General features: G+C 55.5%; 19 protein-coding genes and 1 pseudogene. 14 read left to right on the forward strand and 6 right to left on the reverse strand.

The features are described from left to right. Positions 1 to 88 precede the first annotated feature (88 nt). The 6 genes from QLG07_RS13740 (at position 89) to QLG07_RS13765 (ending at position 7033) form a co-directional block, all read left to right on the forward strand. Entirely contained in the window at positions 89 to 1231 is a 1143-nt protein-coding gene (locus QLG07_RS13740) for an efflux RND transporter periplasmic adaptor subunit (protein WP_282469448.1), read from the forward strand. Then, positions 1228 to 4305 carry an efflux RND transporter permease subunit gene (locus tag QLG07_RS13745; RefSeq protein ID WP_282469449.1) on the forward strand — a complete coding sequence of 1026 codons (3078 nt, stop codon included), beginning with the start codon at positions 1228 to 1230 and terminating at the stop codon, positions 4303 to 4305. The genes QLG07_RS13740 and QLG07_RS13745 overlap by 4 nt, the downstream gene beginning before the upstream one ends. Positions 4306 to 4363: 58 nt before the next feature. Further along, positions 4364 to 4810: a GNAT family N-acetyltransferase gene (locus QLG07_RS13750; protein ID WP_282469472.1), complete on the forward strand. Its 447-nt coding sequence runs from the start codon at positions 4364 to 4366 to the stop codon at positions 4808 to 4810. A gap of 725 nt (positions 4811 to 5535) precedes the next feature. Next, positions 5536 to 6012, forward strand: coding sequence for a hypothetical protein (locus tag QLG07_RS13755; protein WP_282469450.1), 477 nt, complete (start codon positions 5536 to 5538; stop codon positions 6010 to 6012). After that, a complete protein-coding gene (locus QLG07_RS13760) occupies positions 6009 to 6644 on the forward strand; it encodes a hypothetical protein (RefSeq protein WP_282469451.1) in 636 nt (211 codons plus the stop codon). Before QLG07_RS13755 ends, QLG07_RS13760 begins: the two co-directional genes overlap by 4 nt. Next, a complete protein-coding gene (locus QLG07_RS13765) occupies positions 6641 to 7033 on the forward strand; it encodes a hypothetical protein (protein WP_282469452.1) in 393 nt (130 codons plus the stop codon). Before QLG07_RS13760 ends, QLG07_RS13765 begins: the two co-directional genes overlap by 4 nt. Positions 7034 to 7345: 312 nt before the next feature. Here the strand turns inward: QLG07_RS13765 and QLG07_RS13770 are convergent. The 3 genes and pseudogenes from QLG07_RS13770 to sbcD form a co-directional block, all read right to left on the reverse strand. Further along, positions 7346 to 7947: pseudogene (locus QLG07_RS13770) on the reverse strand (integrase). A 455-nt stretch (positions 7948 to 8402) separates the two neighbouring features. Next, the gene (locus tag QLG07_RS13775; protein WP_282469453.1) at positions 8403 to 11762 is read right to left on the reverse strand and encodes an AAA family ATPase; all 3360 of its coding nucleotides are present in this window, start codon (positions 11760 to 11762) and stop codon (positions 8403 to 8405) included. Then, on the reverse strand, positions 11759 to 12982 hold the full coding sequence (sbcD, locus tag QLG07_RS13780) for an exonuclease subunit SbcD (RefSeq protein ID WP_253538566.1): 1224 nt from the start codon (positions 12980 to 12982) through the stop codon (positions 11759 to 11761). The genes QLG07_RS13775 and sbcD overlap by 4 nt, the downstream gene beginning before the upstream one ends. 179 nt (positions 12983 to 13161) lie before the next feature. Here sbcD and phoB point away from each other — a divergent pair, with 179 nt between their 5' ends. The 6 genes from phoB (at position 13162) to proY (ending at position 20603) form a co-directional block, all read left to right on the forward strand. Then, positions 13162 to 13851, forward strand: coding sequence for a phosphate response regulator transcription factor PhoB (phoB, locus tag QLG07_RS13785; protein WP_048916973.1), 690 nt, complete (start codon positions 13162 to 13164; stop codon positions 13849 to 13851). 23 nt (positions 13852 to 13874) lie between these two features. Beyond that, positions 13875 to 15188, forward strand: a complete 1314-nt coding sequence (phoR, locus tag QLG07_RS13790) for a phosphate regulon sensor histidine kinase PhoR (protein ID WP_048916972.1) — start codon at positions 13875 to 13877, stop codon at positions 15186 to 15188. 19 nt (positions 15189 to 15207) lie between these two features. Next, a complete protein-coding gene (locus tag QLG07_RS13795; RefSeq protein ID WP_099754244.1) occupies positions 15208 to 16131 on the forward strand; it encodes a phosphate ABC transporter substrate-binding protein PstS family protein in 924 nt (307 codons plus the stop codon). Between the two features lie 236 nt (positions 16132 to 16367). Beyond that, positions 16368 to 17468 (forward strand): cobalamin-independent methionine synthase II family protein, encoded by a 1101-nt coding sequence (locus QLG07_RS13800; RefSeq protein WP_048916970.1) that lies wholly within the window; start codon positions 16368 to 16370, stop codon positions 17466 to 17468. Between the two features lie 404 nt (positions 17469 to 17872). Continuing rightward, positions 17873 to 19195 (forward strand): branched-chain amino acid transporter carrier protein BrnQ, encoded by a 1323-nt coding sequence (gene brnQ, locus QLG07_RS13805; RefSeq protein WP_253538577.1) that lies wholly within the window; start codon positions 17873 to 17875, stop codon positions 19193 to 19195. A gap of 55 nt (positions 19196 to 19250) precedes the next feature. Next, entirely contained in the window at positions 19251 to 20603 is a 1353-nt protein-coding gene (proY, locus tag QLG07_RS13810) for a proline-specific permease ProY (protein ID WP_062818371.1), read from the forward strand. 100 nt (positions 20604 to 20703) lie between these two features. Here the strand turns inward: proY and QLG07_RS13815 are convergent, their stop codons facing one another. The 3 genes from QLG07_RS13815 to QLG07_RS13825 all read right to left on the reverse strand — a co-directional run bounded on the left by QLG07_RS13815 (position 20704) and on the right by QLG07_RS13825 (position 23503). Continuing rightward, complete coding sequence (locus QLG07_RS13815) at positions 20704 to 21978, reverse strand: histidine-type phosphatase (RefSeq protein ID WP_282469454.1); 1275 nt, start codon at positions 21976 to 21978, stop codon at positions 20704 to 20706. A gap of 144 nt (positions 21979 to 22122) precedes the next feature. Continuing rightward, positions 22123 to 22725 carry a peroxiredoxin C gene (locus QLG07_RS13820; protein ID WP_048916968.1) on the reverse strand — a complete coding sequence of 201 codons (603 nt, stop codon included), beginning with the start codon at positions 22723 to 22725 and terminating at the stop codon, positions 22123 to 22125. 196 nt (positions 22726 to 22921) lie between these two features. Continuing rightward, positions 22922 to 23503 carry an ACP phosphodiesterase gene (locus tag QLG07_RS13825; protein WP_048916967.1) on the reverse strand — a complete coding sequence of 194 codons (582 nt, stop codon included), beginning with the start codon at positions 23501 to 23503 and terminating at the stop codon, positions 22922 to 22924. A 103-nt stretch (positions 23504 to 23606) separates the two neighbouring features. On the opposite strand from QLG07_RS13825, the gene queA reads away from it, so the two are divergent. Beyond that, on the forward strand, positions 23607 to 24677 hold the full coding sequence (gene queA, locus QLG07_RS13830; RefSeq protein WP_099754251.1) for a tRNA preQ1(34) S-adenosylmethionine ribosyltransferase-isomerase QueA: 1071 nt from the start codon (positions 23607 to 23609) through the stop codon (positions 24675 to 24677). A gap of 69 nt (positions 24678 to 24746) precedes the next feature. After that, positions 24747 to 25877, forward strand: coding sequence for a tRNA guanosine(34) transglycosylase Tgt (tgt, locus tag QLG07_RS13835; protein WP_048916966.1), 1131 nt, complete (start codon positions 24747 to 24749; stop codon positions 25875 to 25877). Positions 25878 to 25887 lie beyond the last annotated feature (10 nt).

Genomic DNA, 25887 nt, shown 5'->3' on the forward strand with positions numbered 1-25887 from the left:
CTTATCTTGACGGTTTCTTGATGGTTTATTGCCGGAATCTGGACAGTGATTGTATTGAATAGCGATATCTCAATTCAGGATAACTGTCATGGCTGTTACCTTCACCGACTTTGCGCGCCACGGCGTTCGTCATTTACACGCTGCAGGCCGGCTACTCCCGTTGATCCCCGCCGTCTGTGTGCTTGTTATTGTCATTGTGCTGACAGGGTGTGGTGATAAAAACCATAAGGAACCCCCAGTCATCAGGCCGGTGCGTACTGTCTCTGCACCGCTAGCTGTTGCCTCTGATCCCCGCATCCAGACCGGAGAGATTCGTGCCTATGAGGAGGTTTCGCTCGGGTTCCGGCTGGATGGACGTATTCTGACGCGCCACGCTGAGGTGGGGGACCGGGTGACTGCCGGGCAGGTTCTGGCCACGCAGGAAAGCGTGACCAGCCATAATCAGCTCAGCAGCGCGCAGGCCGACCTGGAGAGCGCCCGCGCGGCAGAGCAGGTGGCCGCTCTTAACCTCAGACGGATGCAGCGACTGATGCCCGGTGGGGCTATTGCCCGCGCGCAGCTGGACAGCGCCAGGGCGGACTGGCAGAGCGCAAGGGCCAAGCGGCAGAGCAGCGAAGATGCCCTGAGAAATGCGCAGGAAAACCTCTCGTGGGCGAACCTCACGGCCCCGGCTGACGGAGTGATCACTCAAGTCAGCGCGTCGGCAGGACAGGTAGTCAGTGCGGGACAGAGCGTCTTCACCCTGGCCAGCGGCAGCGGGCGCGATGCGGTATTTAATGTGGCGGACCCCCAGTCTGTTGCTCAACACGCTGACGGGCCGTTTAGCGTCTCGTTACTATCAGCCCCTTCTGCGGTGGCGGTGGGGCATTTCCGCGACGTCAGCCCGCAGGCCGACCCGCAAACCCGCACCTGGCGCGTGCGCATCACGCTGGATAACCCGCCTGCGGCTATGGCTCTCGGTGCCACGGTTCAGCTGGCACTCAACGCCTCAGGCCCGCGAATGACGGCCCTGCCAGCCTCTGCGCTGACCCGTGTCGGCGAACAGCCGGCCATTTTTGTCGTTGACGAAAAGACGCAGTCGCTGCACTTACGGCCGGTTGTCCTGGGGCGCTACAGTACCTCCGAAATATTTATCTGCGACGGTATACGCCCTGGCGAAAAGGTGGTCGTGGCGGGGGTCAGTAAACTGCGGGAAGGTGAAAAAGTGCAGCCCGGGGAGGAGAGCGAATGAAACCGTCATCCGCTGCCGGGTCCTTCAACCTTTCCGCCTGGGCGCTGAACCATCAGTCGCTGGTCACCTTTTTTATGCTGCTGTTAATGGCGGCGGGGATCGTCAGCTATCAGCAACTCCCCCGTAATGAAGACCCGGCGTTTACCATAAAAACGGCCGTGGTATCGGCAGGCTGGCCGGGTGCCAGCATGACGGATACGGTTAATCTGGTCACCGATGCGCTGGAGAAAAAGCTGCAGGAAACGCCCTATCTCGACTTCGTGCAGAGCGAAACCCATGCCGGGAAATCGGTGATTTTTGTCAATCTTCGCGATGACACGCCGCCCTCAAAAGTGGCGGGCATATGGTATCAGGTGCGTAAAAAGATGCAGGATATCGCGCCATCGCTGCCTGCCGGCGTGCAGGGCCCGTCGGTCAATGACGAATTTGATGACACCTTCGGCACCCTTTATGGCTTTACTGCAGAGGGTTTCACGGCGCGTGAGCTTCGTGACAGGGTTGATGATATCAGCCGTAGCCTGATGTCACTGCCGGATATGGGCAAAATCAGCCTGCTGGGCGTGCAGGAGGAGAATATTGTGCTCGCCTTTTCACCGGCGCAGCTGGCCGGAATGGGGCTGGATTTACAGCAGATAACCGATGCGCTCAAGGCGCAGAACGCGGTGGAGCCTTCAGGGATCCTGCGCAGCGACCGTGAGAACATTGCGCTGCGCGTTAGCGGGGCACTGACCTCTGAGCAAAGTTTACGCGCCGTGACGCTGCATATTGCCTCGCGCTACATCCCCCTGACGGATATTGCGACCATCAGCCGTGAGGATGCAGAGCCCCCGTCACCCGCGTTTCGGGTCAACGGCCAGCCAGCCATTGGTCTTGCCATCTCCATGGCCGCCACGGGCAACATGCTCACTTTCGGCCAGGCGCTGAAAGCGCGGATGGCGGTGATTAGTGCCCATCTTCCGCACGGCATTGAAATGGTCAGGGTGGCGGACCAGTCTGCCGTGGTGGCGCAGGCCGTGAGCGGATTTATCCGGGTACTGATTGAGGCCGTGGTGATTGTTCTGGCGGTCTCCTTCGTCTCGTTGGGGACCCGTGCCGGGCTGGTGGTGGCCGCGGCTATTCCCATCGTGCTGGCAATGACCTTTATCGGCATGATGCTTGCCGGCATTGGGTTACAGCGTATCTCGCTGGGCGCATTAATCATCGCGCTGGGGCTGCTGGTAGACGATGCGATGATAACCGTTGAAGCGATGGTGTCGCGTATTGAGGCCGGTGATACCAAATGGCGCGCCGCGACTTATGCCTTCGAGACCACCGCCTTCCCGATGCTGACCGGCACCCTGGTTATGATAGCGGGCTTTATTCCGGTGGGATTTGCCGCCTCCAGCGCAGGTGAGTACTGCTATTCGCTGTTCGCCGTGGTGCTGATCGCGCTGCTCTGTTCATGGGTAGTGGCGATTCTTTTTTCTCCGCTGGTCGGAACCTGGCTGTTACCTGAGACGCTGGCCTCACACGCTGAAAAGCAGGGAAGGCTGATGCGCGTCTATCAGCGCCTGCTCAATCTGGTTCTTCAGAGACGGGCTGCCACCCTTTGCCTTGCCTGCCTGTTATTAGCCTTAGCCGCTTATGCCACCACGTTGATGCAGGGCGAGTTCTTCCCCGCGTCCGATCGCCCGGAACTGCTGGTCAGCCTGACGCTTCCCGGCAACGCATCCCAGCGCGACACGGCGCGGCAAGCCGGGCGTCTGGAGCAGGCCTTAAAGGGTAATCCGAATATCGACCATTTTTCCACCTATGTGGGGTCAGGGGCTGTGCGCTTTTATCTGCCGATGGACGTATTACTGGATGATGAGAACACGGCGCAGCTGGTGGTGGTCGCCAGGGGCCTGAAGGAGAGGGATAAACTGCGCGCGCAGCTGCAAACTATTTTAGCCCGGGATTTCAGTGATATCACTACGCGCGTCTCACCGCTTGAGCTGGGCCCGCCGGTAGGCTGGCCAATAAAATATCGCGTCAGCGGGCCCAACTACCGCAAAGTCAGGCAGATTGCGCAGCATCTTGCCAGCGTGCTCGGCAACAGTCCGGCAACCCGGGAGGTTAACCTGACCGCCGGTGAACCTGAAAGAGCGATCGCTTTGCAGGTCAATCAGACCGCGGCACGCGCGGCGGGCGTCTCCTCCGAAAGTCTGGCAACCTTACTCAACACGGTCTGGTCTGGCAGCGTGGTGACCACCATCAGGGACAAAAACCGGCTGATTGATGTGGTGCTGCGCGCTAACCGGCGTGAGAGTCAGGATTTAACCACGCTTTCCGGGCTGAATATCGCGACAGCAGAAGGCAAAAAAATCCCCTTAAGCCAGGTGGCGACCCCCGTCTGGGGAGTGGATGACCCGGTTATCTGGCGCCGGCAGCGCCTGCCGTTTATCACCGTGCAGACCGATCTTGCCGCTGGATTACGGGCTGAGGCCGTTTCACAACGGCTTGCTCCCTTAATTGCCCGCATCAGGTCCACCTTACCTGCGGAGTATGCGATAGAGGAGGGGGGCGAGGTGGCAGAGTCGGACAAAGGCAACAGTTCGGTATTTGCCGTGCTGCCGGTCACCCTGGTTATCATGCTTATCCTGCTGATGGTGCAGCTGCAGCGATTCTCGCGCATGCTTATCGCCCTGTTTATGGCGCCGTTTGGCCTTATTGGCATTGTGCTGGCGATGTTGCCGACGGGGACGCCGATGGGGTTTGTTGCCTTGCTCGGGATCATCGCCTTAGCCGGCATGATTATCCGCAACGCGGTGATCCTGATCGCGGAAGTCGACAGCAACGTCAGGCAGGGGCTTGAGTGCGATGAGGCGATCAAAGCTGCGGCAAAACACCGGGCCCGGCCTATCTTGCTCACGGCCTGCGCTGCCATACTGGGGATGATCCCGATTGCTGAGCAGGTATTCTGGGGGCCCATGGCCTACGCGATTATCGGCGGACTTCTCGTGGCCACCTTCGTCACGCTTACGGTATTACCTGCTGCACTGAGTCTTGTTATGCAGTTCGAGCAGGGGCGTGATGGCGGCAGAACAGGCCGGTGAGCGTGGTCAGAGAGGGGGTATTTCTGCATTATGTAGGGTGAATAAAAGTGGAGAACTCATGAATTTTATTATCACGAACATTACTCCGGGCGATAAAGGTTTTATGGCGTTAAAAGAAGAGAGTATGGCTGCCGGATTAAATATGCTACGTAGACTGGAAGAAAATTGGTTGGACGGGCAGAATCGCTTTGATAAGCCGGGTGAGAATTTGTTAGGTTTTTATATCGACGAATTACTTATTGGCGTATGTGGATTAAACCAGGATCCCTACATGCCTTCAGTTAATGCTGGGAGACTCCGACATCTCTATGTGGGAGTGAAATGGAGAAGGATGCAGGTTGGCATCTTTCTGCTCAGAGAAGTTCTGGCGGATGCTGGCCGTTGGTTTGATTTTATCAACACTAACGCACCTCAATCAGCATTCTCCTTCTATGAACGTGCTGGTTTTATTCCGTTAGCAGGCACCGATTTCATTACTCACCGTCTTTATCTTAAAAATATATAATATTCATTCGATGCCAGGCTGCTTAATGATTGAACGAAATTAATGTGAGTAGCATCGTTTCAGATGACTGGAAGTAGCGATATGCCGCCAGGACCGATCGCGCGTGAAACCTTTCACGGCGGGACCGGTAATAGCCAATAGGGCGTGACTGCAGAAGGCAGGGTTAAGGTTGTGCTGATTCTTGTGGGGCGTCTTTGAGCGACGGGCAGAAGTTCTACTGGCGACGTGCTCTATCCGGATTAGTTCGTAGGTTATGACGAAAATGTTGAGTTATAATTTATCAGATCAGGAGATTCGCATCTCCTAAACGGTGTTGAAACTGCTGTTTTATTAAACGAAATCGTTTGTTAACTGGTCTGTACATGATTTTATGTGGAAAATTCTTGCCGGAATGTGCGATCTAAGATTCTTTTTCAAAATGCACGCTAAGTTTATGATTAAAAAACCTCATCAACTCTTTGATATTATTGGTTATTATTGATTAGTTATGGTTTTTTGTTACAGTATTTAGATGGGAAAATCCCTAGTAATTCTTGATGGTCAGGTTTTTATACTTTTGTTTTTGTTAAGGCAAGTGATATATATATCACTTGAAAGAATAGGATACAGTCATTGCATGGATTAAATAAAGTTTTTGATCTTGAGATGAAATGATTTTTCTTATTGACACAACCATAAAATTCTTTAATATTTCCATCCTGTGATCAACCCCCGTATGGTGTATCGTGAAGACTTTACATAGCCTAAAAAGTTTGACAGAACTAGAATCTCAGATTGCCAATCGTATTTCAGAGTTTGAGGTAAAGCGGAGATGTAATCAGAAGTATAATAAGTTTCTATCTATCTCTCAAATTGTCTTAACTGCTGTTACCACTCTTTTTATAGCCATTAATGCGGAAATCCATGAATTATCTCTGACAATAATAACTCTTCTTGCGAGTATGGGGGCAGGGATTGCAGGGCAGTTGCTGAATAAATTCATGTACCAGGAAAGAATGGCTATGAATATTGCTACAATTTGTTCCCTTTATGAGTTGCGGCATGTCATTACTATGGCTAAAAGGATGGAAGAAGATGATGTTAATAGTGAGATCACACTCAAAGATGTGGTGAAATACCAAGAGCAATATCAAAATATTCTGAATACGGCTAATGGACAGTGGCAAAATCATATTCAGAATTCGAAAGGTGCAGAGAAATGAATTTTTTCTCTAAAGTACTTACGCTTAACAAACTACATATCATTGAAAATATAATTGGCAATTTAGATAGTGGGAGTTTAAAGTCTGATTATTACAATGTTGGTTATCCGGTGGGTAGTCCTCCTCTTCTACGGGGATCTATAGTTATTGAGCTAAATGTGGATTTCCTTACTGATAATATTGATTTCTTTAACATGGGAAGCCCAGTCGATACTGGTAGTATTAAATTTGGCTTTCTTAAGCCTAACTATGACAGCGAGCTTTTCCTTAAAATGGCGTTATGCGATTATGATAGATTCTATTCTTTAACATCAGATCTTTTTAATCTCCCAGAAGCGTCGCTAAATAGTATAAATGAACACACTGCTTGCCCGACATTAAAGCCAGTTCTGACTAAGTACTTTCCAGAAACAGTGATAGATTTTATGTATGGCTCAGGTAGTCCTCATGCTTGGATTTTTGAATTTTGTTTGGGTGCAGGATACGCTATTAAAGAAAAACATATTAGGAAGCTATTTATTCCCAATACTTATCTTTCTAACCCTACAATAAGAAAGTTGAGTGAATTACTCAGAGGTAAAGTGGTGAAATACAATCCTAAATATGGGATTGAAGGGAGAGCGTATCGATGACATTGTTTTATGTTGTAGGAGCATACGAAGATTATAAACTGGATGTTTTCCCCTCCCACGTTTCTCCCATCATCGCAGAGTTTCATATGGGACAGTACCGACGATGGGCTTATCGGATTGAGATTCCCTATAAAATAGTACCTACTCATGCAGTAGGTGTTTTTCATGACTCTATTCACAAAATGTTCCCATTTTTAACTTATAGTCTTGTGGCACCAGTGATATTAAGGGAAGATTCGCAAGTTATCGCAATATCGAAAGAAAAATTGATAGTTGAGCATGACAGTTATGTATTATGTTGTGGTATTTTAATTGAGGCTATTAAAAGAATTAAAAATCCAAGATATGCATATCGTTCGTTAATTTCTATAAAAAATAGTTTAACGTAGTTAAATGTAATTTATTTCAAGTTGGCATAGGGATAATCAACAATGTGAGTGTGTTTTTATTCCTATGACACTTTATGGCGTACATTACGAAAATCAATAGCTTATTTTAGCTCCTAAGCTATTATATAATGCGCTTGGTTTCGTAAGTAAATGCTGTGGGTTATCTAACATAATGCTACTCTAGGTACCCCTGTTGTCAGAGTGTTAATCATTATGTTGCTCTCCGCTCAAAAAACTTAAGTTTTATTGACACTGCTATAAGTTATTAACGTCCGCTACTTGCACATTATTGCAGTTTTAGCCCTGAAAACCTTAGGCTTCTATCGATTCAGAGATCTCTAACGCATCACCGACTTCAATATCCAAATAAAGGACTGTGTTTTCCAGTGTCTTATGGTCTCAAAGAAATTGGCTCATTTTGAGATTCTTGGTTTTCATGTAGATCTTGTAGATTTTTTTTCTTCTCATGACATGTGTGCTGTGAAGCGGATTTTCGAGCATGGGATTTTCCACCTACCCAAGAAAAATTCCGTTGTATTGCCGGGTTGATGCATGTTGGTTAGTCCCGAACCGAGGCTAAAAAAAATATCTATCGAGGTAATTACCAAGCTTGATCAATACAGCAACAGCGTCTCTCTTCTTCTTTTGGTTATTTCAAATTGGACAGGACTGCCGGTTTTCTGTTGTAACGCAGTTTTTCTGCTGAAATCAGAACTGCCATATACAACATCTGATACTTTAAGTTATTACCAGAGCATAGCCCCGAAGTTTACTGTCCAACCACATACTGAACAGGGCTAATTGCGTGTTTTACCTTCAAGTTTAAGGCGGATTCGGATCCCCTAGATATAAGATATCTGAAGTGGTCTTTTTTGGCCGATAATACAGCCTTTTTTCCAAGATGACTTATTCATACTCTTACCTCCTGCTATGCGGGAGACTTGAATATGGTTGGCTTTTATGAGCGAAGAGCGGAAGTTCGTAAATTTATCGAAACTACCCTTCGGTTTCCAATTACTAATACCATGCTTTTACAGCTTCAGTGAGCTGTAACCCTTCACTTAGTTTAGCATGATATTAATAGCGTCCGCTTATGGGGCAAAGCGGACAAACCAATTGGGCTGGAAAGCTGCTATCAGCGAAGAGCCGTAGATTGCCATTGTCCTAGCAACTGGCGAACCGAATCCCCACATCACGATGGTTCAATTAAAGGAGGGCTAGTCACCTCCTTAAACTGCGAATTGAGTTTCAGACAGCTGTTCGAACTAGCTAAAAGTGGCCCAGCCCATGGACAACCCCTCTGCACCCGGGCTTAACGCCCTCGGGCAGCCACTTGCGGTATAAATCTCGCCAAATCTGTCACTTAAGGTTACCCCGTCGGGAGATCCAGCCTGCTGTAGCCCAGCCCGTTAATCTTCCGCACCTTGATCTGCACCGGGATGCGCTCCTTCATCGCCTCAACGTGGCTGATCACCCCGATGGTTTTGCCGCTGGCATTCAGCGCATCGAGCGCGTCCAGCGCGCTGTCGAGGGTTTCGGCGTCGAGCGTGCCGAAGCCTTCATCAAGGAACAGCGATTCGATGCGCGTTTTATGGCTCACCAGGTCGGAAAGTGCCAGCGCCAGCGCCAGGCTGACGAGGAAGCTTTCGCCGCCCGATAGCGTGCGCGTATCGCGCCGCGCATCGGCCTGCCAGGTATCGACCACTTCCAGCTCCAGCGCCTCCTGTGATTTACGCTGCAGCAGATAGCGGCCGTGCAGGCGGTTGAGCTGGTTGTTTGCCAGCCATACCAGGTGATCGAGCGTCAGCCCCTGGGCAAAGCGGCGGAATTTATCACCCTCTTTAGAGCCAATCAGCTGATTGAGGTAGCCCCAGTCTTCCAGCTGCTGCTCTCCGGCGGTTATCTGCGCCAGCAGCGTTTGCTGCTGGCTGCGCTGGCGGCTGTCGTGATCTAACTGCTGGCGCAGCTGCCCCTGCTGACTGGCCAGCTCGCGCAGCTGCTGGTTGAGCGCGCCGAGCTGGCTCTCCAGCAGCGCACGCTGCGCGGGCAGGTCGTCGTCATGGCCGTATTTGGCTAAGGCTTCATCTAAACGCGACTGCAGATTAATCAACTGCTCACTTAGTGATTTATGCTGTCCGGTCAGAGTATTTATCCGGTCCTGCTGCTGTTGCCACTTTTGTTGAACTTCACGTACCGCCTGCAGATGCTGTTCTGCCTCTGCGCGTAACTGCTGCTGCACGGCGGCAACCTGGCGCTCGCCGAACAGCGCCTGGCGCAGCTGCTGCTGTTCGCTTAGCGTGGTCTGCTGCTGTTGAACTCGCCGATCGAGCGCGTTCAGGCGCTGCTGCTGCTGCTGTAGCTCTTCGTCCAGCGCCTGCAGGCGGCTGCTGAGCGTCGCCAGTTCCGGCACCAGCGCGGCCAGCGCGTCACTGTTGCTACGCCACTGCTGCCACTGCTGTTCGCGCAGCCTTAGCCAGCCCTGCCAGTCGCCATCCTGCGGCAGCGTCAGCCCCAGCGGCGCCAGTGCGTCGGCCAGTTCCCCGCGCAGCTGCTGGGCGCGCTGCCGATCCTGCTCCAGCTGCTGCTGCTGTTCTTGCAGGCTCTGCGCTGCCTGAGCCAATTGCTGCTGCTGCAGCTGGCTCTTCTGCTGCAGATCCTGCGCTGCCTGCTGCTGCAGCTGTAAGGCCTCTTTCTGCTGCTGGCAGTGGCGCAGCGCCTGCTCCAGCTGCTGCCACTGCTGCTGCAGGGTGACTTCTTCCTGCTCCTGCTGTGCCAGCCAGTCGCTGGCCTCCGGGTGCTGCTGTGGGCTGAAGTGAAGCGCCAGCGGCTGCGCGGCGCTTTGCCACTGCTGCTCCAGCTCTGCGGCCTGGCGCTGCAGCTCGTCGGCTTCCTGCTGCTGGCGCTCCTGCAGCAGCTGTTGCTGCTTCAGCTGCGCGGCGAGGGCGCTGCCCTTATCTTTCAGCTCGTCAACTTCGCGCTTTAACGCCTCCAGCCGCTGCTGGTTTTCCGACAGCACCAGCGCCTGATACTGCTCCACCGCCGGATGCGCAGTGGATCCGCACAGCGGGCAGGGCTGCCCCTGTTCCAGCCGCGCGCGATGCTGCTCGAGATCGGCAATCTGCTGCTCCAGCTTGCAGCGCTGATCTAAATCCTTTTGATGCTGATGCTTCTCTGCCCACTGGGTGCGCAGGGTGTGTAACTGCTCACTGCTTTGCTGGATCTGCTGCGCCAGCTGCTCTCTCTCCTGCTGCAGGCGCGTGCTGCGCGCGTGCATCTGCTGCCACAGCGGGATCAGCGTCGCCAGCCGCAGGCGCTGTGGCCGCTGCCGGGCAAACTGCGCCAGCGCGCTGCGCAGCGCGGCTTCCGGGTGCTGCTGCTGTAGCGGGGCCAGCTGCTGCTCGGCCTGGGTCAGGTTGTGCTGCGCCGTGGCCAGGTTTTGCTGCTGTGGCGCCTGCTGCTGCTGCAGCTGCAAACCGGCCTGTTCCAGCTGCTGCACCTGCTGCTGCTGGGCCTGCACGCGCTGGTGTAGCGAGGTCAGTGACTGCTCACTTTCCTGCTGCTGGCGGAAGCGTTCGCGCCACAGCGGCAGATGCTCGCCGTAGTGCTCCAGCTGGGGATGCGCGCTGCGCCAGGCGTCGAGCTGCTGCTGCTGCGCCTGCTTCTCCTGCTGAAGCTGCTGGTTTTTGACGCTTTCCTGCTGGCGAAGCTTAAGCGCTTGTTGGTACTCACTTCGCTCTTGCGTCAGCTGTTGCAGCTGCTGTTGCAGGCTGGCGAGCTGTAAATCGAGCGGCAGTACCTGTTCGGCGATCAGCGTTTCCTGCTGCTGGCGCTGCGCCTGGTGCTGCTCCTGTGCCGCCACCGCCTGCTGCTGTTGCTGAGCGGCGGCGCTCAGGGACTGCTGCGCCTGTACCCGCTGCTCATCAAGCTGGCGGATGTTGCCCGTCAGCTGCTGTTTCTCCTGCTGTAATCGCTCCAGCTGCTGCAGTTCCTGCACCTTTTGCTGCTGCTGTTGCTGCCGGGAAGTGAGTACCTGCTCATCGGCAAGCAGCTGTTCCAGCTGGGCGTTGAGCGCCTGCTGCTGTTCTTCATTTAGCAGTGACATGCCGCCCGCCTGAGCGCGCAGCGTCTCCACTGCCACCCTGGCCTCTTTGTGGCGCTCAAACACCGCCGCAGAAAGCCGACCGTAGATCTCGGTGCCGGTCAGCTCTTCCAGCAGCTCGGCGCGCTTGTTGGCATCGGCGTTGAGGAAAGCGGCGAACTGCCCCTGTGACAGCATCATCGATTTGGTAAAGCGCTCGAAGTCCAGCCCGGTCAGGCTGGCGATCATCTCCAGCTTGTCCTTCACCTTATCGGCGACAATCTGATTGTCATCACAGCGCGCCAGCTCGACGCGCGGGACCTGTAAGTTGCCGTCGGCGGCGCCGCGTGCGCGGTTCTGGCTCCAGAAAGCGCGCCACGCCACGCCTTTGACCTCGAACTCCACTTCCGCAAGGCACTCGGCGGTATCGCGCGTCATCAGTTCATTCTGCGACTGGGTGATGCCCTTCAGGCGCGGCGTCTCGTGATACAACGCGAGGCAGATGGCGTCGAGCAGGGTGGTTTTACCGGCGCCGGTCGGGCCGGTGATCGCGAACAGGCCGTTGCTGGCAAAGGGTTCCGCGCTGAAGTCGATTTTCCACTCGCCCTTCAGCGAGTTGAGATTTTTAAAGCGCAGGGTCAGGATTTTCACTGTGGCTGCTCCTCATGGCGCACCGCTTCCAGCGTCTGCGCAAACAGCAGGCTGGCGCGCTGCAGTTTCTCCGGCTGTTCGCTTTCCAGCGCCAGGCGGCGGCTGAACACCTCCTCCACGCTCAGCTCGCTCAGGGTTTCGTTATTCTGTCGGGCGAGGGTCTGTTCGCGCTGTTCGCGGCTGCGGCGCAGCAGCACCACGTCTACCGGCAGCGCGGCGGTCAGCTCCTGAATGCGGCGCTGCAGCTCGCTGAGCCAGGAGTCGGTGACGATCTCAATATCCAGCCAGATGATTTTGCCGTCGCCAGCCTCAGGCAGCGCCGCCAGCTGCTGCTCAATCTGCTCCAGCGAGCCTTTAATCATCTGCATCGGCTGGAACAGCGGGATCGGTAGCGCTTCGGCTGAGGCGAATTTCCCGTCAATAAAGTCGACCATAAACACGCTTTTCGCCTTGCCCAGCTCGTCAAAACTGAGGGGGATCGGCGAGCCGCTGTAGCGAATATGGTCGCTGTCGGCAATGCGCTGGGCGCGGTGAATATGGCCAAGGGCGATGTAGTCGGCGGGCGGGAAGCAGTCAGCCGGAAACGCATCCAGCGTGCCGATATAGATATCGCGCACCGCATCGCTTTTGGTTACGCCCATGGTGGTCAGATGGCCGGTGGCAATAATCGGCAGCGGCAGGTCCAGCGCCTGGCGCTGGCTTAACGCTTCCTGCCAGCAGCGCTGGTAGTGTTCGGTAATCGCTTCCAGCAGGCTTTGCTGTTTCTCGCGCCCCGACTGGCCGCTCTGGCTGCGCAGGATATCGCGCGGGCGCAGAAACGGGATGGCGCACAGCAGCGCACCCGGCGATCCGTCGCGCTTATTCAGCATCAGCACCTGCTGGCGGATATCGTCGCTGGCGGCGGCGATCACCCGGGTATTCAGGCAGGCCAGCAGCTCGCGCGATTCGTTGAGCGTCGCCACCGAGTCATGATTACCGCCGAGCACGACCAGCTGGCAGCCGGTCTGCTGCAACTTCACCACAAAGCGGTTATACAGCTCGCGCGCGTAGCTCGGCGGCGAGCCAGTATCGAAAATATCCCCGGCGACAATGATCGCATCGGCCTGCTGCGCCTCCGCCTGCTCCAGCAGCCAGTCGAGAAAAGCCTGGTGCTCGGCCGCCCGGCTTTTGGTGTAGAAAAACTGGCCGAGATGCCAGTCAGCGGTGTGGAGGATGCGCATATAACGTCCTGTCAGCAGAAAAACGTGAACCCGATTATAAACAGGCTAAACCGATCGGCCTGTTTTTTTTAAATCGCGCACAATTTCAGGGGGTGCTTTTTTCATAAAAGTGTCATAAAACTGACGCATAATGGCGCCGCATATCCCCGTGAAAGCCGTCAACAGCAGCAGGAGTAATAATGCCTAAGCGCATTCTGGTCGTGGAAGATGAAGCCCCAATCCGTGAGATGTTATGTTTCGTCCTTGAACAAAATGACTACCAGCCGATCGAGGCCGAGGATTATGACAGTGCGGTCAATCTGTTGATCGAACCCTGGCCGGATTTAATTCTGCTGGACTGGATGTTACCCGGCGGTTCCGGCATCCAGTTTATTAAACACCTGAAGCGCGAAGCGATGACCCGCGATATTCCGGTGATGATGCTGACGGCCCGGGGTGAAGAGGAAGATCGCGTGCGCGGCCTGGAAGTGGGCGCTGACGACTATATTACCAAGCCGTTCTCACCGAAAGAGCTGGTGGCACGCATCAAAGCGGTGATGCGCCGCATCTCCCCGATGGCGGTGGAAGAGGTGATTGAGATGCAGGGGCTGAGCCTGGACCCGTCATCGCACCGCGTGATGTCCGATACGCAGCCGCTGGAAATGGGGCCGACCGAATATAAACTGCTGCACTTCTTTATGACTCACCCCGAGCGCGTTTACAGCCGCGAGCAGTTGCTAAACCATGTGTGGGGCACTAACGTATACGTCGAAGATCGTACCGTCGACGTCCACATTCGCCGCCTGCGTAAGGCGCTGGAACTGACCGGGCACGATCGCATGGTGCAGACGGTTCGCGGAACAGGTTATCGTTTCTCTGCACGCTACTGATCGTTCACGCTGGAGTCTGAACCGTGCTGGAACGCCTCTCCTGGAAGAGATTATTGCTGGAACTGCTGCTTGCCGGTCTGCCCGCGCTTATTCTCGGGCTGCTGGTGGGCTGGCTGCCCTGGCTGCTGTTAGTCTCAGTGCTCTGCGTGCTGGGTTTTCACTTCAACAATTTATTGCGCCTCTCCCACTGGCTGTGGGTTGACCGCAGCATGACGCCACCCAGCGGGCGCGGCAGCTGGGAGCCGCTGTTTTACGGCCTGTACCAGATGCAGGCGCGTAACCGCCGCCGCCGCCGTGAGCTTGGCCACCTTATCAAACGTTTTCGCAGCGGCGCCGAATCGCTGCCGGATGCGGTGGTGCTGACCACCGAAGAGGGGACGATATTCTGGTGTAATGGCCTGGCTCAGCAGATGCTTGGCCTGCGCTGGCCGGAAGATAACGGTCAGAACATCCTTAACCTGCTGCGCTACCCGGAATTTACCCGCTATCTGCGCCAGCGCGATTTTTCCCGCCCGCTGACGCTGGTGCTTAACAGCCACCGCCACCTCGAATTCCGCGTAATGCCCTACAGCGAAGGGCAGTGGCTGCTGGTGGCGCGCGACGTGACGCAGATGCACCAGCTGGAAGGGGCGCGCCGTAACTTCTTCGCCAACGTCAGCCATGAACTGCGCACCCCACTGACGGTGCTGCAGGGCTACCTGGAGATGATGAATGACTCGGTGCTGGAGGGCACGCTGCGCGATAAAGCGCTGCACACCATGCAGGAGCAGACCCGGCGTATGGACAGCCTGGTGAAACAGCTGCTGACGCTGTCGCGCATTGAAGCGGCGCCGGCGCTGGATCTGCAGGAAAAAGTCGACGTGCCGATGATGCTGCGCGTACTGCAGCGCGAGGCGGAAACCCTCAGCAATGGTCGCCATGAGATCCACTTCAATACCGACCCTCAGCTGCGCGTGTACGGCAATGACGAGCAGCTGCGCAGCGCCATCTCTAACCTGGTTTACAATGCGGTGAATCACACCCCGGACGGCACGCGCATCGATATCAGCTGGCTGCGCAGCAGCCACGGCGCCGAGTTCAGGGTAAAGGATAACGGGCCGGGAATTGCCGCTGAGCACCTGCCGCGCCTGACCGAACGCTTCTACCGGGTGGATAAAGCCCGCTCAAGGCAGACCGGCGGCAGCGGGCTGGGGCTGGCGATCGTTAAACATGCGCTCAGCCACCATAATGCGCGGCTGGAGATCAGCAGCGTGCCGCATCGCGAGACCTGTTTCAGCTTTCATCTGCCGCCGAGGTTGATTGTCACTGCCGAACTGGCTGAGAATGCCCTGCGATAAGACAACCGGACCTGACGTAATGAAAAAGCGAATCGCCCTGGTACTCCTGCTGGTGGCTGCCTGCTCCCATGCCAAAGAGGGGATGCTGGCCGGCAATCTGACCAGCGTCGGCTCCGACACGCTTGGCAACCTGATGGCGCTGTGGGGCGAGAATTTTAATCGCCTCTATCCCGGGGTGAATGTGCAGATCCAGGCGGCGGGATCGTCAACGGCACCGACCGCGCTGGCAGCGGGCGCTGCCCAGCTGGGCGCGATGAGCCGCCCGATGCAGACGGTAGAGCGCCAGCTGTTTGAAGACAGCTACGGCTACCCGCCGCTGGCCGTGCCGGTGGCGATGGATGCGCTGGTGGTGGTGGTGAATCAGGACAATCCGCTGGTCGGGCTGAACGCGCAGCAGCTGGATGCCATTTTTTCCATTACCCGCCGCTGCGGCGGGCGCTCCGTGCCGAAAACCTGGGGCGATCTGCAGCTGAATCAGCCGGGATGGGCGCAGCGCGGGCTGCAGCGCTTTGGCCGCAACTCTGCGTCCGGCACCTGGGGTTTCTTTAAGCAGCAGGCGCTGTGCAACGGGGATTTCCGTAACGATGTCGGTGAGTACCCGGGTTCTGCTGCGGTGGTGCAGGCGGTGGCCGCATCCCTGAATGGGATTGGCTACGCCAGCGCCGGCTTTCATATCAGCGGGGTGAAGATTGTGCCGGTGGCGCGCGAAGGTCACGACTGGATCGCGCCGAGCGCGGAGAATATTCGCAGCGGCCGCTACCCGTATGCCCGCCCGCTCTATATCTACGTGAATAAGGCGCCGGGTAAACCGATGGAGCCGTTAACCGCCGCGTTTCTGCGTTTAGCGCTGTCGCCGCAGGGGCAGGCGCTGGTCAGCCAGGCCGGGTATCTGCCGCTGTCGGATGCACAGATGACCCAGGCCAGAGCGATGTTGGCGCGGTGATTAAGGCCGACCGAAAAATCGGAACGTCAGGCCGACCGAAAAAGAAGGTCGGCCACTACAGGGGCGGTGAGATGAATTTTATTCATGCGTGATGAAATTTCCTCGTTTGCCGTGGCAGGTCTCTCATGACACTCTTAGTGACAGACATATAGACGTCCAGAAGTCTATAAATAACTTCACGTAATTGTTACGTCACTAAATTACGCGCCCGCCGTGGCGCAGCCAGGAGCAAACTCATGACTCATCCTATTCATTACCGTGCTGAAGTCGTTGGCAGCTTTTTACGTCCGGCCGCCATCAAGCAGGCGCGCAAGCAGTTTGAAGCGGGTGAAATTGACGCCGCAGCGCTGCGCAGCGTTGAAGATGAGGCGATTCGCCAGGTAGTGGCGCAGCAGCGTGCCAGCGGTTTGCAGGTGGTGACGGACGGCGAATTCCGCCGCGCCTGGTGGCACTTCGACTTTTTCGATGGTCTGGACGGCGTTGAGCGCTATGAAGCCGAGCAGGGTATTCAGTTTAACGGCGTGCAGACCAAGGCTCGCGGCGTAAAAGTGACCGGCAAGCTGGGCTTCAGCAACCACCCGATGCTGGAGGATTTCCGCTTCCTCAAGAGCATCAGCGGCGATGCTGTGGCGAAAATGACTATCCCAAGCCCGAGCGTGCTGCACTTCCGCGGCGGGCGCAAAATGATTGATGCGCAGGTTTATCCGACGCTGGATGCCTATTTCGACGACCTGGCGCAAACGTACCGCGATGCGATCAAAGCCTTCTACGATGCCGGTTGCCGCTATCTGCAGCTTGACGACACCGTGTGGGCTTACCTGTGCTCGGACGATCAAAAGCAGCAGATCCGCGAACGTGGAGATGACCCGGAAGAGCTGGCGCGCACCTATGCTCGCGTACTGAATCAGGCGATCGCAGGTAAGCCGGATGACCTGACTATCGGTCTGCACGTCTGCCGCGGTAATTTCCGCTCGACCTGGATCTCTGAAGGCGGCTACGAGCCGGTGGCGGAAATCCTGTTTGGCGGCGTCAATATCGATGCGTTTTTCCTTGAATATGATAATGAGCGCTCGGGGGGCTTTGAGCCGCTGCGCTTTATCAAAAAGGGAGAGCAGCAGGTGGTGCTGGGCCTGATCACCACCAAGACCGGCGAGCTGGAAGCGGCGGAAACCGTGGAGCAGCGGATCAAAGAGGCCGCACAGTTCGTCAGCCTTGACCAGATTTGCCTGAGCCCGCAGTGCGGTTTTGCCTCGACCGAAGAGGGCAACAGCCTGACGGAAGCGCAGCAGTGGGCCAAGCTGCGCCTGGTGGTGGATATCGCTAATCGCGTCTGGTAACCCGTGCAGCAAAAAGTGTACAGGGCGCGGATTTGCGCGCCTTTTGTGCATATGAGGCGATGTTAATGCAGAAAATAAGCGCGTTGGGAGTAAAAAACATACAAATCATGTAACGCCTTTTTTGCAGAAGATAAAGATATGCACTGCTTATGCAGTTTTTTGCGCTATATCATCCTGCTTTTCCGATCCCGTATTGCCTTTCTCCCCTATAAACGTTCTACTTAGCCCCGTTTTTTCGCAATCCCCTGCATACAGAGAATAACCTGCTCAGAATCGCTGCCTGTTCGAACAATAAACGGTGTAATTCACTGCATTGTTATGATCTGACGACGTTTTTAGAGCAAGCGGGGCAGATGTATTACAGCATCACGACTTTTAACATCACCACAGGCAACACGATTCTTATGACGCATCGTTTAACTTCTAAAGACATTCTGGCGCTGGGCTTTATGACTTTTGCCCTGTTTGTCGGCGCAGGAAACATTATTTTCCCGCCAATGGTCGGGATTCAGTCCGGCGAACACGTCTGGATTGCCGCCCTTGGCTTCTTGATTACCGCGGTAGGCCTGCCGGTGATCACCGTGATTGCGCTGGCGCGCGTCGGGGGCGGTATTGATGCTCTCAGCTCACCAATCGGTAAAGCTGCGGGCCTGGTGCTGGCCACCGTCTGCTACCTCGCCGTTGGCCCGCTGTTTGCCACGCCGCGTACTGCCACCGTGTCGTTTGAAGTGGGTATTGCCCCGCTGACCGGCGACGGCCCGCTGCCGCTGTTTATTTACAGCCTGATTTACTTCGTGCTGGTGATTGGCATTTCACTCTACCCGGGCAAACTGCTGGATACCGTCGGCCACGTGCTGGCGCCGCTGAAAATTGTCGCGCTGGCTATCCTTGGCGTTGCGGCGCTGCTGTGGCCTGCGGGCGGTCTTGCACCGGCAACCGCTGACTACCAGCGTGCGGCGTTCTCCAGCGGTTTCGTCAATGGTTACCTGACCATGGATACCCTGGGCGCGCTGGTGTTTGGCATCGTGATTGTTAATGCTGCCCGTTCGCGCGGTATCAGCGAGGCGAAGCTGCTGACCCGCTACACGGTGATTGCCGGTCTGATTGCCGGCGTGGGCCTGACGCTAGTCTATCTGGCGCTGTTTAAACTTGGCTCAGACAGCGCGGCTATCGTCGATCAGAGCGCCAATGGTGCCGCTATTCTGCATGCCTACGTGCAGCACACCTTCGGTGATATGGGCAGTTTCTTCCTTGCGGCGCTTATCTTTGTCGCCTGTATGGTCACCGCAGTGGGTCTGACCTGTGCCTGTGCTGAGTTCTTTGAGCATCATTTGCCACTCACCTATCGCCAGCTGGTGTTTATTCTTGGCTTGTTCTCGATGGTGGTATCCAACCTCGGCCTCAGCCAGCTAATCCAATTCTCAATTCCAGTGTTAACTGCGATTTATCCGCCGTGCATTGTGCTGGTACTCTTGAGCTTTACGCTGCGCTGGTGGAATAAGAGTACGAGAATTATTGCGCCAACCATGCTGGTCAGCCTGCTGTTCGGTATCGTTGATGCAATTAAAACCACCCACTTTAAAGACGTGCTTCCTGCCTTTACCCAAAATCTGCCGCTGGCCGATCAGGGTCTGGCATGGTTGCCGCCTTCACTGGTGATGCTGGTATTGGTAGCCGTGTACGATCGTATTTCTGGCCGCCAGTCAGTTACTGCGCATCAGCAATAGCGTTGTAAACTTTCCCCTTTTCCCCTTTGGAAAAGGGGAATCGACAGGTGGAAATATGACAAGTACAACACTCAAAAAGGGACTGAGTACCCGCCATATTCGTTTTATGGCTCTGGGTTCGGCTATCGGCACCGGGCTGTTTTATGGCTCGGCAGATGCCATCAAAATGGCCGGTCCCGCCGTTCTTCTTGCTTATGTTATTGGCGGTATCGCCGCGTATATTATTATGCGCGCCCTCGGCGAAATGTCGGTCAATAACCCTCAAGCCAGCTCTTTCTCACGCTATGCACAAGACTATCTCGGTCCACTCGCCGGCTATATTACAGGCTGGACCTACTGCTTTGAAATCCTAATTGTAGCCATTGCTGATGTGACCGCATTTGGTATCTATATGGGCGTCTGGTTCCCGGATGTGCCGCACTGGATCTGGGTGCTGAGCGTGGTGCTGATTATTGGTGCTATCAATCTGGCGACGGTAAAGGTGTTTGGGGAGGTGGAGTTCTGGCTGTCGCTGTTTAAAGTGGCCACGATAATTGTGATGATCCTCGCGGGTCTTGGCATTATCTTCTGGGGCATCGGTAACGGCGGCCAGGCAACGGGTATCAGCAATCTGTGGACCAACGGCGGCTTTGTGCCCAATGGCTGGATTGGCGTAGTGCTGTCGCTGCAGGTGGTGATGTTTGCCTTCGGCGGTATTGAGATTATCGGCATTACCGCTGGCGAAGCGAAAAATCCCCAGGTGTCGATTCCGCAGGCGATTAACACCGTTCCGCTGCGCATCCTGGTGTTCTACATCGGCACGCTGTTTGTCATTATGTCGATCTATCCGTGGAACCAGGTAGGGACCAACGGCAGTCCGTTTGTGCTGACTTTCCAGCATATGGGGATTGCGGCTGCGGCAGCGATCCTCAACTTTGTGGTGATTACCGCCTCCCTGTCGGCGATTAATAGCGATGTGTTTGGCGTTGGGCGCATGCTGCACGGTATGGCGCAGCAGGGGCATGCACCGAAGATATTTTCCACCGTTTCTAACCGGGGCATTCCGTGGGTCACGGTGCTGGCAATGATGGCGGCAATGTTAATTGCGGTTTATCTCAACTATCTGATGCCGGAGAAAGTGTTCCTGGTCATCGCCTCGCTGGCTACCTTTGCCACCGTCTGGGTGTGGATTATGATCCTGTTTTCGCAGATAGGTTTCCGCCGCACGCTGACGCCGGAACAGCGCCAGCAGCTGAAGTTTACGCTGCCCGGGGGGCCGTTCACGGCGGTGGTGGGAATTATCTTCCTCGCCTTTGTGATCTGCCTGATTGGCTACTTCCCGGATACTCGCGTGTCGCTGTATGTCGGCATCGCGTGGATAGCGCTGCTGGTGATTAGCTGGCAGTGGGTGAAACGCCGGATTTATTGATACTCTGCGGTCGGGCCGATCGAAAAAGAGGATCGGCCCCTACGAGTAATGGGACGGATAATTATCTGGGCCGATCGCTGTTTGCGTCGGCCCTTTCTGTTTATTGCGGGTAATTTACCGGGATCGCCAGCGCAGGGTCGATATGCTGCCTGATACGCTGCAGCGTGGCCTGATACGGGCAGAGCGTACCCACTGGCGTCATCTTACAGCCGTTAAAGGTCAGTTCGGTCAGCAAAGGTGGCTGCTGAGCGCTGAGCGGCGTCAGGTTGCGGATCTGATCTAGGCTCTGGGCCTGGAACAGAATGCGCAGGTAGCGCTTACCGCTGCTATTATCCTGCCAGCGCTGGAAAATCAGGCTGCCCGCCGGTGGCACGCTGCCGCGCGGGTAATCGCCCTGGGTCCAGCTGAAGTCGAGCAGGGTGCGCAGGTAGGCGATATTGACGTCGTGCGCCACAAACAGCAGCCAGCGGGTGTCAGGTGGCGCATTCTCCTGCGGCGTGACGCCGCTCTGCAACGCTTTGGCTATCTGGTCCATTAACAGTGAGCCGCCGCGCTGTGCAACATAGGGCTGATCGTTAGTGGCATCATATTTTGGCGTCTGCATCGCCATCAGTTTGCCGATCTGCGCCGCACTGGCGGCATGCCCAAAGGCCACTTCACTCAGCGGTTTATTCTCACTCCACTCCAGCCGCAGCGTTTCTGCCATCGCAGCCAGCGTATCCAGCCCGCTAATCATAATGCGGCCATCGCGGGCAAATTTAATCTCCCAGGCTTGATCAAACACCGGGCAAGGCGAACCGGCCTGACATACGGCATTTTTCAGCAGGTCTATTTCTGGTTTAAACCGCTGCTGCGCCGCAGCCAGGCTGCCGCCCAGCGCGTTGAGCGCACCTTTGCGCTGTGTCTCTTCATCCAGCGTGGCATAGCCCGGGCTGTCATTCTGGAACAGCGGGTCGTTATGTTGTGCCGAGTGATGCACGCGGATACCGCAGCCGGGGAAGGCGGCGTCAGTCAGCGCCTCCGCCGTGGCCAGAGTGCGCTTGAGTGGGCTGGACCAGACGTAGACCTCTTTTGCGCTCGGGCAGCCAGCGCCCAGTAAGCCATACTGGCGATAGCTCTCGGCTTGATACTTGCCTTTCAGCCAGGCAGCAGTGTAACCGTGCCCGGTCAGCTGGCCGTCAGCAGTCAGCCAGCTTGCCCACGCCCGACCGCTGGCCGCTTCCATCTCTTTACGGTTGCCGGCGGTCGGTGGGCGCACGCCGTGGCGGCTGACCTCCACCACCTTTTCCAGCACGTAGTGAGGTTCTGCCCCGGCGTTCAGGCTGGCGGTAAGGCAGCAGGCGGCAAGTGAGAGAGTGCGGAGGGATTTTTTCATCAGGTCATCCTTGCAGGGAACGCGCTATTCGACAGATATGATGGCAAATTTTCAGCATCAAAAGGGACATAAGAGGTGGGGAGAGAGTAAAGCACGGGCGAAAAAAAAGCCCGCCGAAGCGAGCTTTTTTGAAAACGCCAGCAATTACAGCTTAGTTGCGTTCTCGGACAGGTACTTAGCCACACCTTCTGGAGATGCGCCCATACCTTCTTTTCCTTTTTCCCACTGAGCCGGGCACACTTCGCCGTGCTCTTCGTGGAACTGCAGCGCGTCAACCATGCGCAGCATTTCATCAACGTTACGGCCCAGTGGCAGATCGTTAACAACCTGGTGGCGAACCACACCGGCTTTGTCGATCAGGAAAGAACCACGCAGAGCAACGCCCGCATCCGGGTGCTCGATGCCGTAAGCTTTCTGGATTTCACGTTTGATGTCAGCAACCATCGCGTACTGAACTTCGCCGATGCCGCCTTTATCAACTGGCGTTTTGCGCCATGCGTTGTGCACGAACTCTGAGTCGAAGGAAACGCCGACTACTTCCACGCCGCGCTTCTGGAATTCTGCATAACGCTTGTCGAAAGCGATCAGCTCAGAAGGGCAGACGAAGGTGAAGTCCATTGGCCAAAAGAACACAACGGTGGCTTTACCAGCGGTGTGTTTTTTAAAGTTGAAGTTTTCTACGATCTCACCGTTGCCCAGCACAGCTGCGGCGGTAAAATCAGGGGCTGGACGAGTTACCAGGACCATGTTCACTCCTGTAGAAGTAAGTTGAAATAAGGGGACAAGACGCAGGCAGTATATGATCTGCGTCACGCTGCTAACCAGCGATAAACGCCGATTATTGAGATAGGCTGTACCTATCAAAAATCTTTGAATAATAAAGCAGTTTCATACAATAACCTTTTTTACAAAAAGGGCAAGGTGTAAAACTGCGCTCGCCTGTTTACAGCGCTTTCAGCACTGCCTGCGCCATCATGCGCGGATAGAACTGCCAGAAAAAATCTTCAAGCCGTTGATAGTTATCAATGAAATCCTGGTAGCTCTCTGCCAGTGCCGCCAGCCGTGGGCGACGGCTGGCCATGCCGCGCAGCACCTTTTGCAAATAAGCGGCCTCCGCGTAGCGCTCCATCCAGCGGTCCTGCCATAAATAGCGGTTAAGATTCTGGAAGGACTCCGGCGTGCTGGCTAATTTCGGGGCGATCACATTTCTGGCATCACCTAAAAAATCTGGCAGGGAAATTTCCGGCACCAGTTTATCCCAGTGTAATGACAGAAAGTGGTCCCAGATGACATCCAGCGTAATCGGCGCGACGCGGCGGGTTTCCGTGCGGAAAAACTGGCGCGCCGCACGAACCTCCGGCAGAGAGTCGGTCATCACATCAACGCGGCGATGCATCGCGATGCCGTCAGCGATCGGTTCCGGCCACTGCGGATAGGGGTTGCCGCGAACGCAATCGGCCATCAGATTACCAAGCAGTGAGCTGTCGGCCAGGTGGGCAAGGTGAAGGTGTGCAAGATAGTTCATGAGATGATTCTATCCCACTTTTCGCAGAGTTTACGCAGATTGTTTAGCTATGGTCAGTTTTCAGCTAGAATGTGCGCCCTGATTTCCCAGACTGTGAATGATCATGCGCGTTGCCGATTTTACCTTTGAGTTACCTGAATCTTTGATTGCCCACTACCCGCAGGCTCAGCGCAGCGGTTGCCGCCTGCTGAGCCTTAACGGCCCGGACGGTGCGCTGTCGCACGGGGTTTTCACCGATTTATTGCACAAACTCAATCCAGGCGACCTGCTGGTATTTAATAATACGCGGGTGATCCCGGCGCGTATTTTTGGCCGCAAGGCCAGCGGCGGCAAGATTGAAGTGCTGATTGAACGCATGCTTGATGACACTCGCGTGCTGGCCCACGTGCGCTCTTCAAAAGCGCCAAAGCCGGGCACAGCGCTGCTGCTGGGCGACGATGAGAGCGTGCAGGCGACAATGGTTGCCCGTCACGATGCGCTGTTTGAAATTGAATTTAACGATGCGCGCCCGGTGCTGGATATCCTTAACGCCATCGGACATATGCCGCTGCCGCCGTACATCGATCGCCCGGATGAAGATGCCGACCGCGAACTGTACCAGACGGTTTACAGCCAGAAGCCGGGTGCGGTGGCAGCCCCAACCGCCGGCCTGCACTTTGATGAGCCGCTGTTGGAAGCGCTGCGTGAGAAGGGGATTGAGACGGCTTTCGTCACCCTGCACGTCGGGGCGGGCACTTTCCAGCCGGTACGCGTCGACAGTATTGAAGATCACATTATGCATGCCGAATACGCCGAAGTGCCGCAGGAGGTGGTCGATGCGGTGCTGGCCTGTAAGGCGCGTGGCAACCGGGTGATCGCGGTTGGCACTACCTCGGTACGCTCGCTGGAAAGCGCGGCGCAGGCGGCAGAGAACGCGCTGATTGCCCCGTTCTTCGGCGATACCAAAATCTTTATCTACCCTGGCTATCACTACCAGGTGATTGACGCGCTGGTGACCAATTTCCACCTGCCAGAATCAACGCTGATTATGCTGGTATCGGCGTTTGCCGGTTATCGGCACACCATGCATGCTTATCAGCAGGCGGTGGCAGAGCAGTACCGTTTCTTCAGCTATGGCGATGCCATGTTTATCACCCGAAATCCTGAGGCCTACGCCGAGATCCCGGGCCAGTAATCTCCCTGGACGGGACACTCCCGTCCTTTATAACCATTTGCATCGGACTGTTTATCCGGTGGAGGCAATGTGAAGTTTGAATTAGACACAACTGACGGCCGCGCGCGTCGTGGCCGCCTGGTCTTTGACCGTGGCGTGGTAGAAACCCCGGCATTTATGCCCGTGGGCACTTACGGCACCGTAAAAGGCATGACTCCGGAAGAAGTACAGGATACCGGTGCGCAGATCATCCTCGGCAACACCTTCCATTTATGGTTGCGTCCAGGTCAGGAGATCATGAAATTGCACGGCGACCTGCACGACTTTATGCAGTGGAAAGGGCCGATCCTGACTGACTCCGGCGGCTTCCAGGTCTTCAGCCTGGGCGACATTCGTAAGATCACCGAAAAGGGCGTGCACTTCCGCAACCCGATTAACGGCGATGCGATCTTCCTCGATCCTGAAAAATCGATGGAAATTCAGTACGATCTCGGCTCTGATATCGTAATGATTTTCGATGAATGCACACCGTACCCGGCCGACTGGGATTACGCGAAGCGTTCGATGGAGATGTCGCTGCGCTGGGCGCAACGTAGCCGCGATCGCTTTGATTCCTTAGGGAATAAAAATGCCTTATTTGGCATAATCCAGGGCAGTGTTTACGAAGATTTACGAGATGTGTCAGTTAAAGGACTGGTAGAGATTGGCTTTGATGGGTACGCTGTGGGCGGCCTGGCGGTCGGTGAGCCAAAGGAAGATATGCACCGTATTCTGGAGCACGTCTGCCCGCAGCTTCCGCAGGATAAACCGCGCTATCTGATGGGCGTCGGTAAGCCACAGGATCTGGTGGAAGGCGTCCGTCGCGGTATTGATATGTTTGACTGTGTGATGCCGACGCGTAATGCGCGTAACGGCCATCTGTTTGTGACCGACGGGGTGGTAAAAATCCGCAACGCGAAGTACAAAGATGACACGTCGCCGCTGGATGCTGAGTGTGATTGCTACACCTGTCGCAATTACAGCCGTGCATACCTGTATCATCTTGATCGCTGTAACGAAATTTTGGGTGCGCGTCTGAACACCATCCACAATCTGCGTTACTATCAGCGCCTGATGGCCGGTTTACGCCAGGCTATCGAAGAAGGTAAGTTAGAGCACTTCGTGACCGAATTCTACCAACGGACGGGGCTGGCGGTTCCGCCATTGCCGTCTGATAATTAAACAATGAGGG

It is taken from the genome of Erwinia sp. V90_4 (assembly GCF_029967685.1).
GTDB lineage: Bacteria > Pseudomonadota > Gammaproteobacteria > Enterobacterales > Enterobacteriaceae > Erwinia > Erwinia aphidicola.

Coding starts and splice junctions, on each gene's coding strand:
- QLG07_RS13760 (WP_282469451.1), top strand. CDS start 6,009: ATGAATTTTTTCTCTAAAGTACTTACGCTTAACAAACTACATATCATT.
- queA (WP_099754251.1), top strand. CDS start 23,607: ATGCGCGTTGCCGATTTTACCTTTGAGTTACCTGAATCTTTGATTGCC.
- QLG07_RS13750 (WP_282469472.1), top strand. CDS start 4,364: ATGAATTTTATTATCACGAACATTACTCCGGGCGATAAAGGTTTTATG.
- QLG07_RS13795 (WP_099754244.1), top strand. CDS start 15,208: ATGAAAAAGCGAATCGCCCTGGTACTCCTGCTGGTGGCTGCCTGCTCC.
- QLG07_RS13820 (WP_048916968.1), bottom strand. CDS start 22,725: ATGGTCCTGGTAACTCGTCCAGCCCCTGATTTTACCGCCGCAGCTGTG.
- QLG07_RS13800 (WP_048916970.1), top strand. CDS start 16,368: ATGACTCATCCTATTCATTACCGTGCTGAAGTCGTTGGCAGCTTTTTA.
- QLG07_RS13825 (WP_048916967.1), bottom strand. CDS start 23,503: ATGAACTATCTTGCACACCTTCACCTTGCCCACCTGGCCGACAGCTCA.
- QLG07_RS13740 (WP_282469448.1), top strand. CDS start 89: ATGGCTGTTACCTTCACCGACTTTGCGCGCCACGGCGTTCGTCATTTA.
- QLG07_RS13765 (WP_282469452.1), top strand. CDS start 6,641: ATGACATTGTTTTATGTTGTAGGAGCATACGAAGATTATAAACTGGAT.
- brnQ (WP_253538577.1), top strand. CDS start 17,873: ATGACGCATCGTTTAACTTCTAAAGACATTCTGGCGCTGGGCTTTATG.
- phoB (WP_048916973.1), top strand. CDS start 13,162: ATGCCTAAGCGCATTCTGGTCGTGGAAGATGAAGCCCCAATCCGTGAG.
- QLG07_RS13745 (WP_282469449.1), top strand. CDS start 1,228: ATGAAACCGTCATCCGCTGCCGGGTCCTTCAACCTTTCCGCCTGGGCG.
- QLG07_RS13815 (WP_282469454.1), bottom strand. CDS start 21,978: ATGAAAAAATCCCTCCGCACTCTCTCACTTGCCGCCTGCTGCCTTACC.
- proY (WP_062818371.1), top strand. CDS start 19,251: ATGACAAGTACAACACTCAAAAAGGGACTGAGTACCCGCCATATTCGT.
- sbcD (WP_253538566.1), bottom strand. CDS start 12,982: ATGCGCATCCTCCACACCGCTGACTGGCATCTCGGCCAGTTTTTCTAC.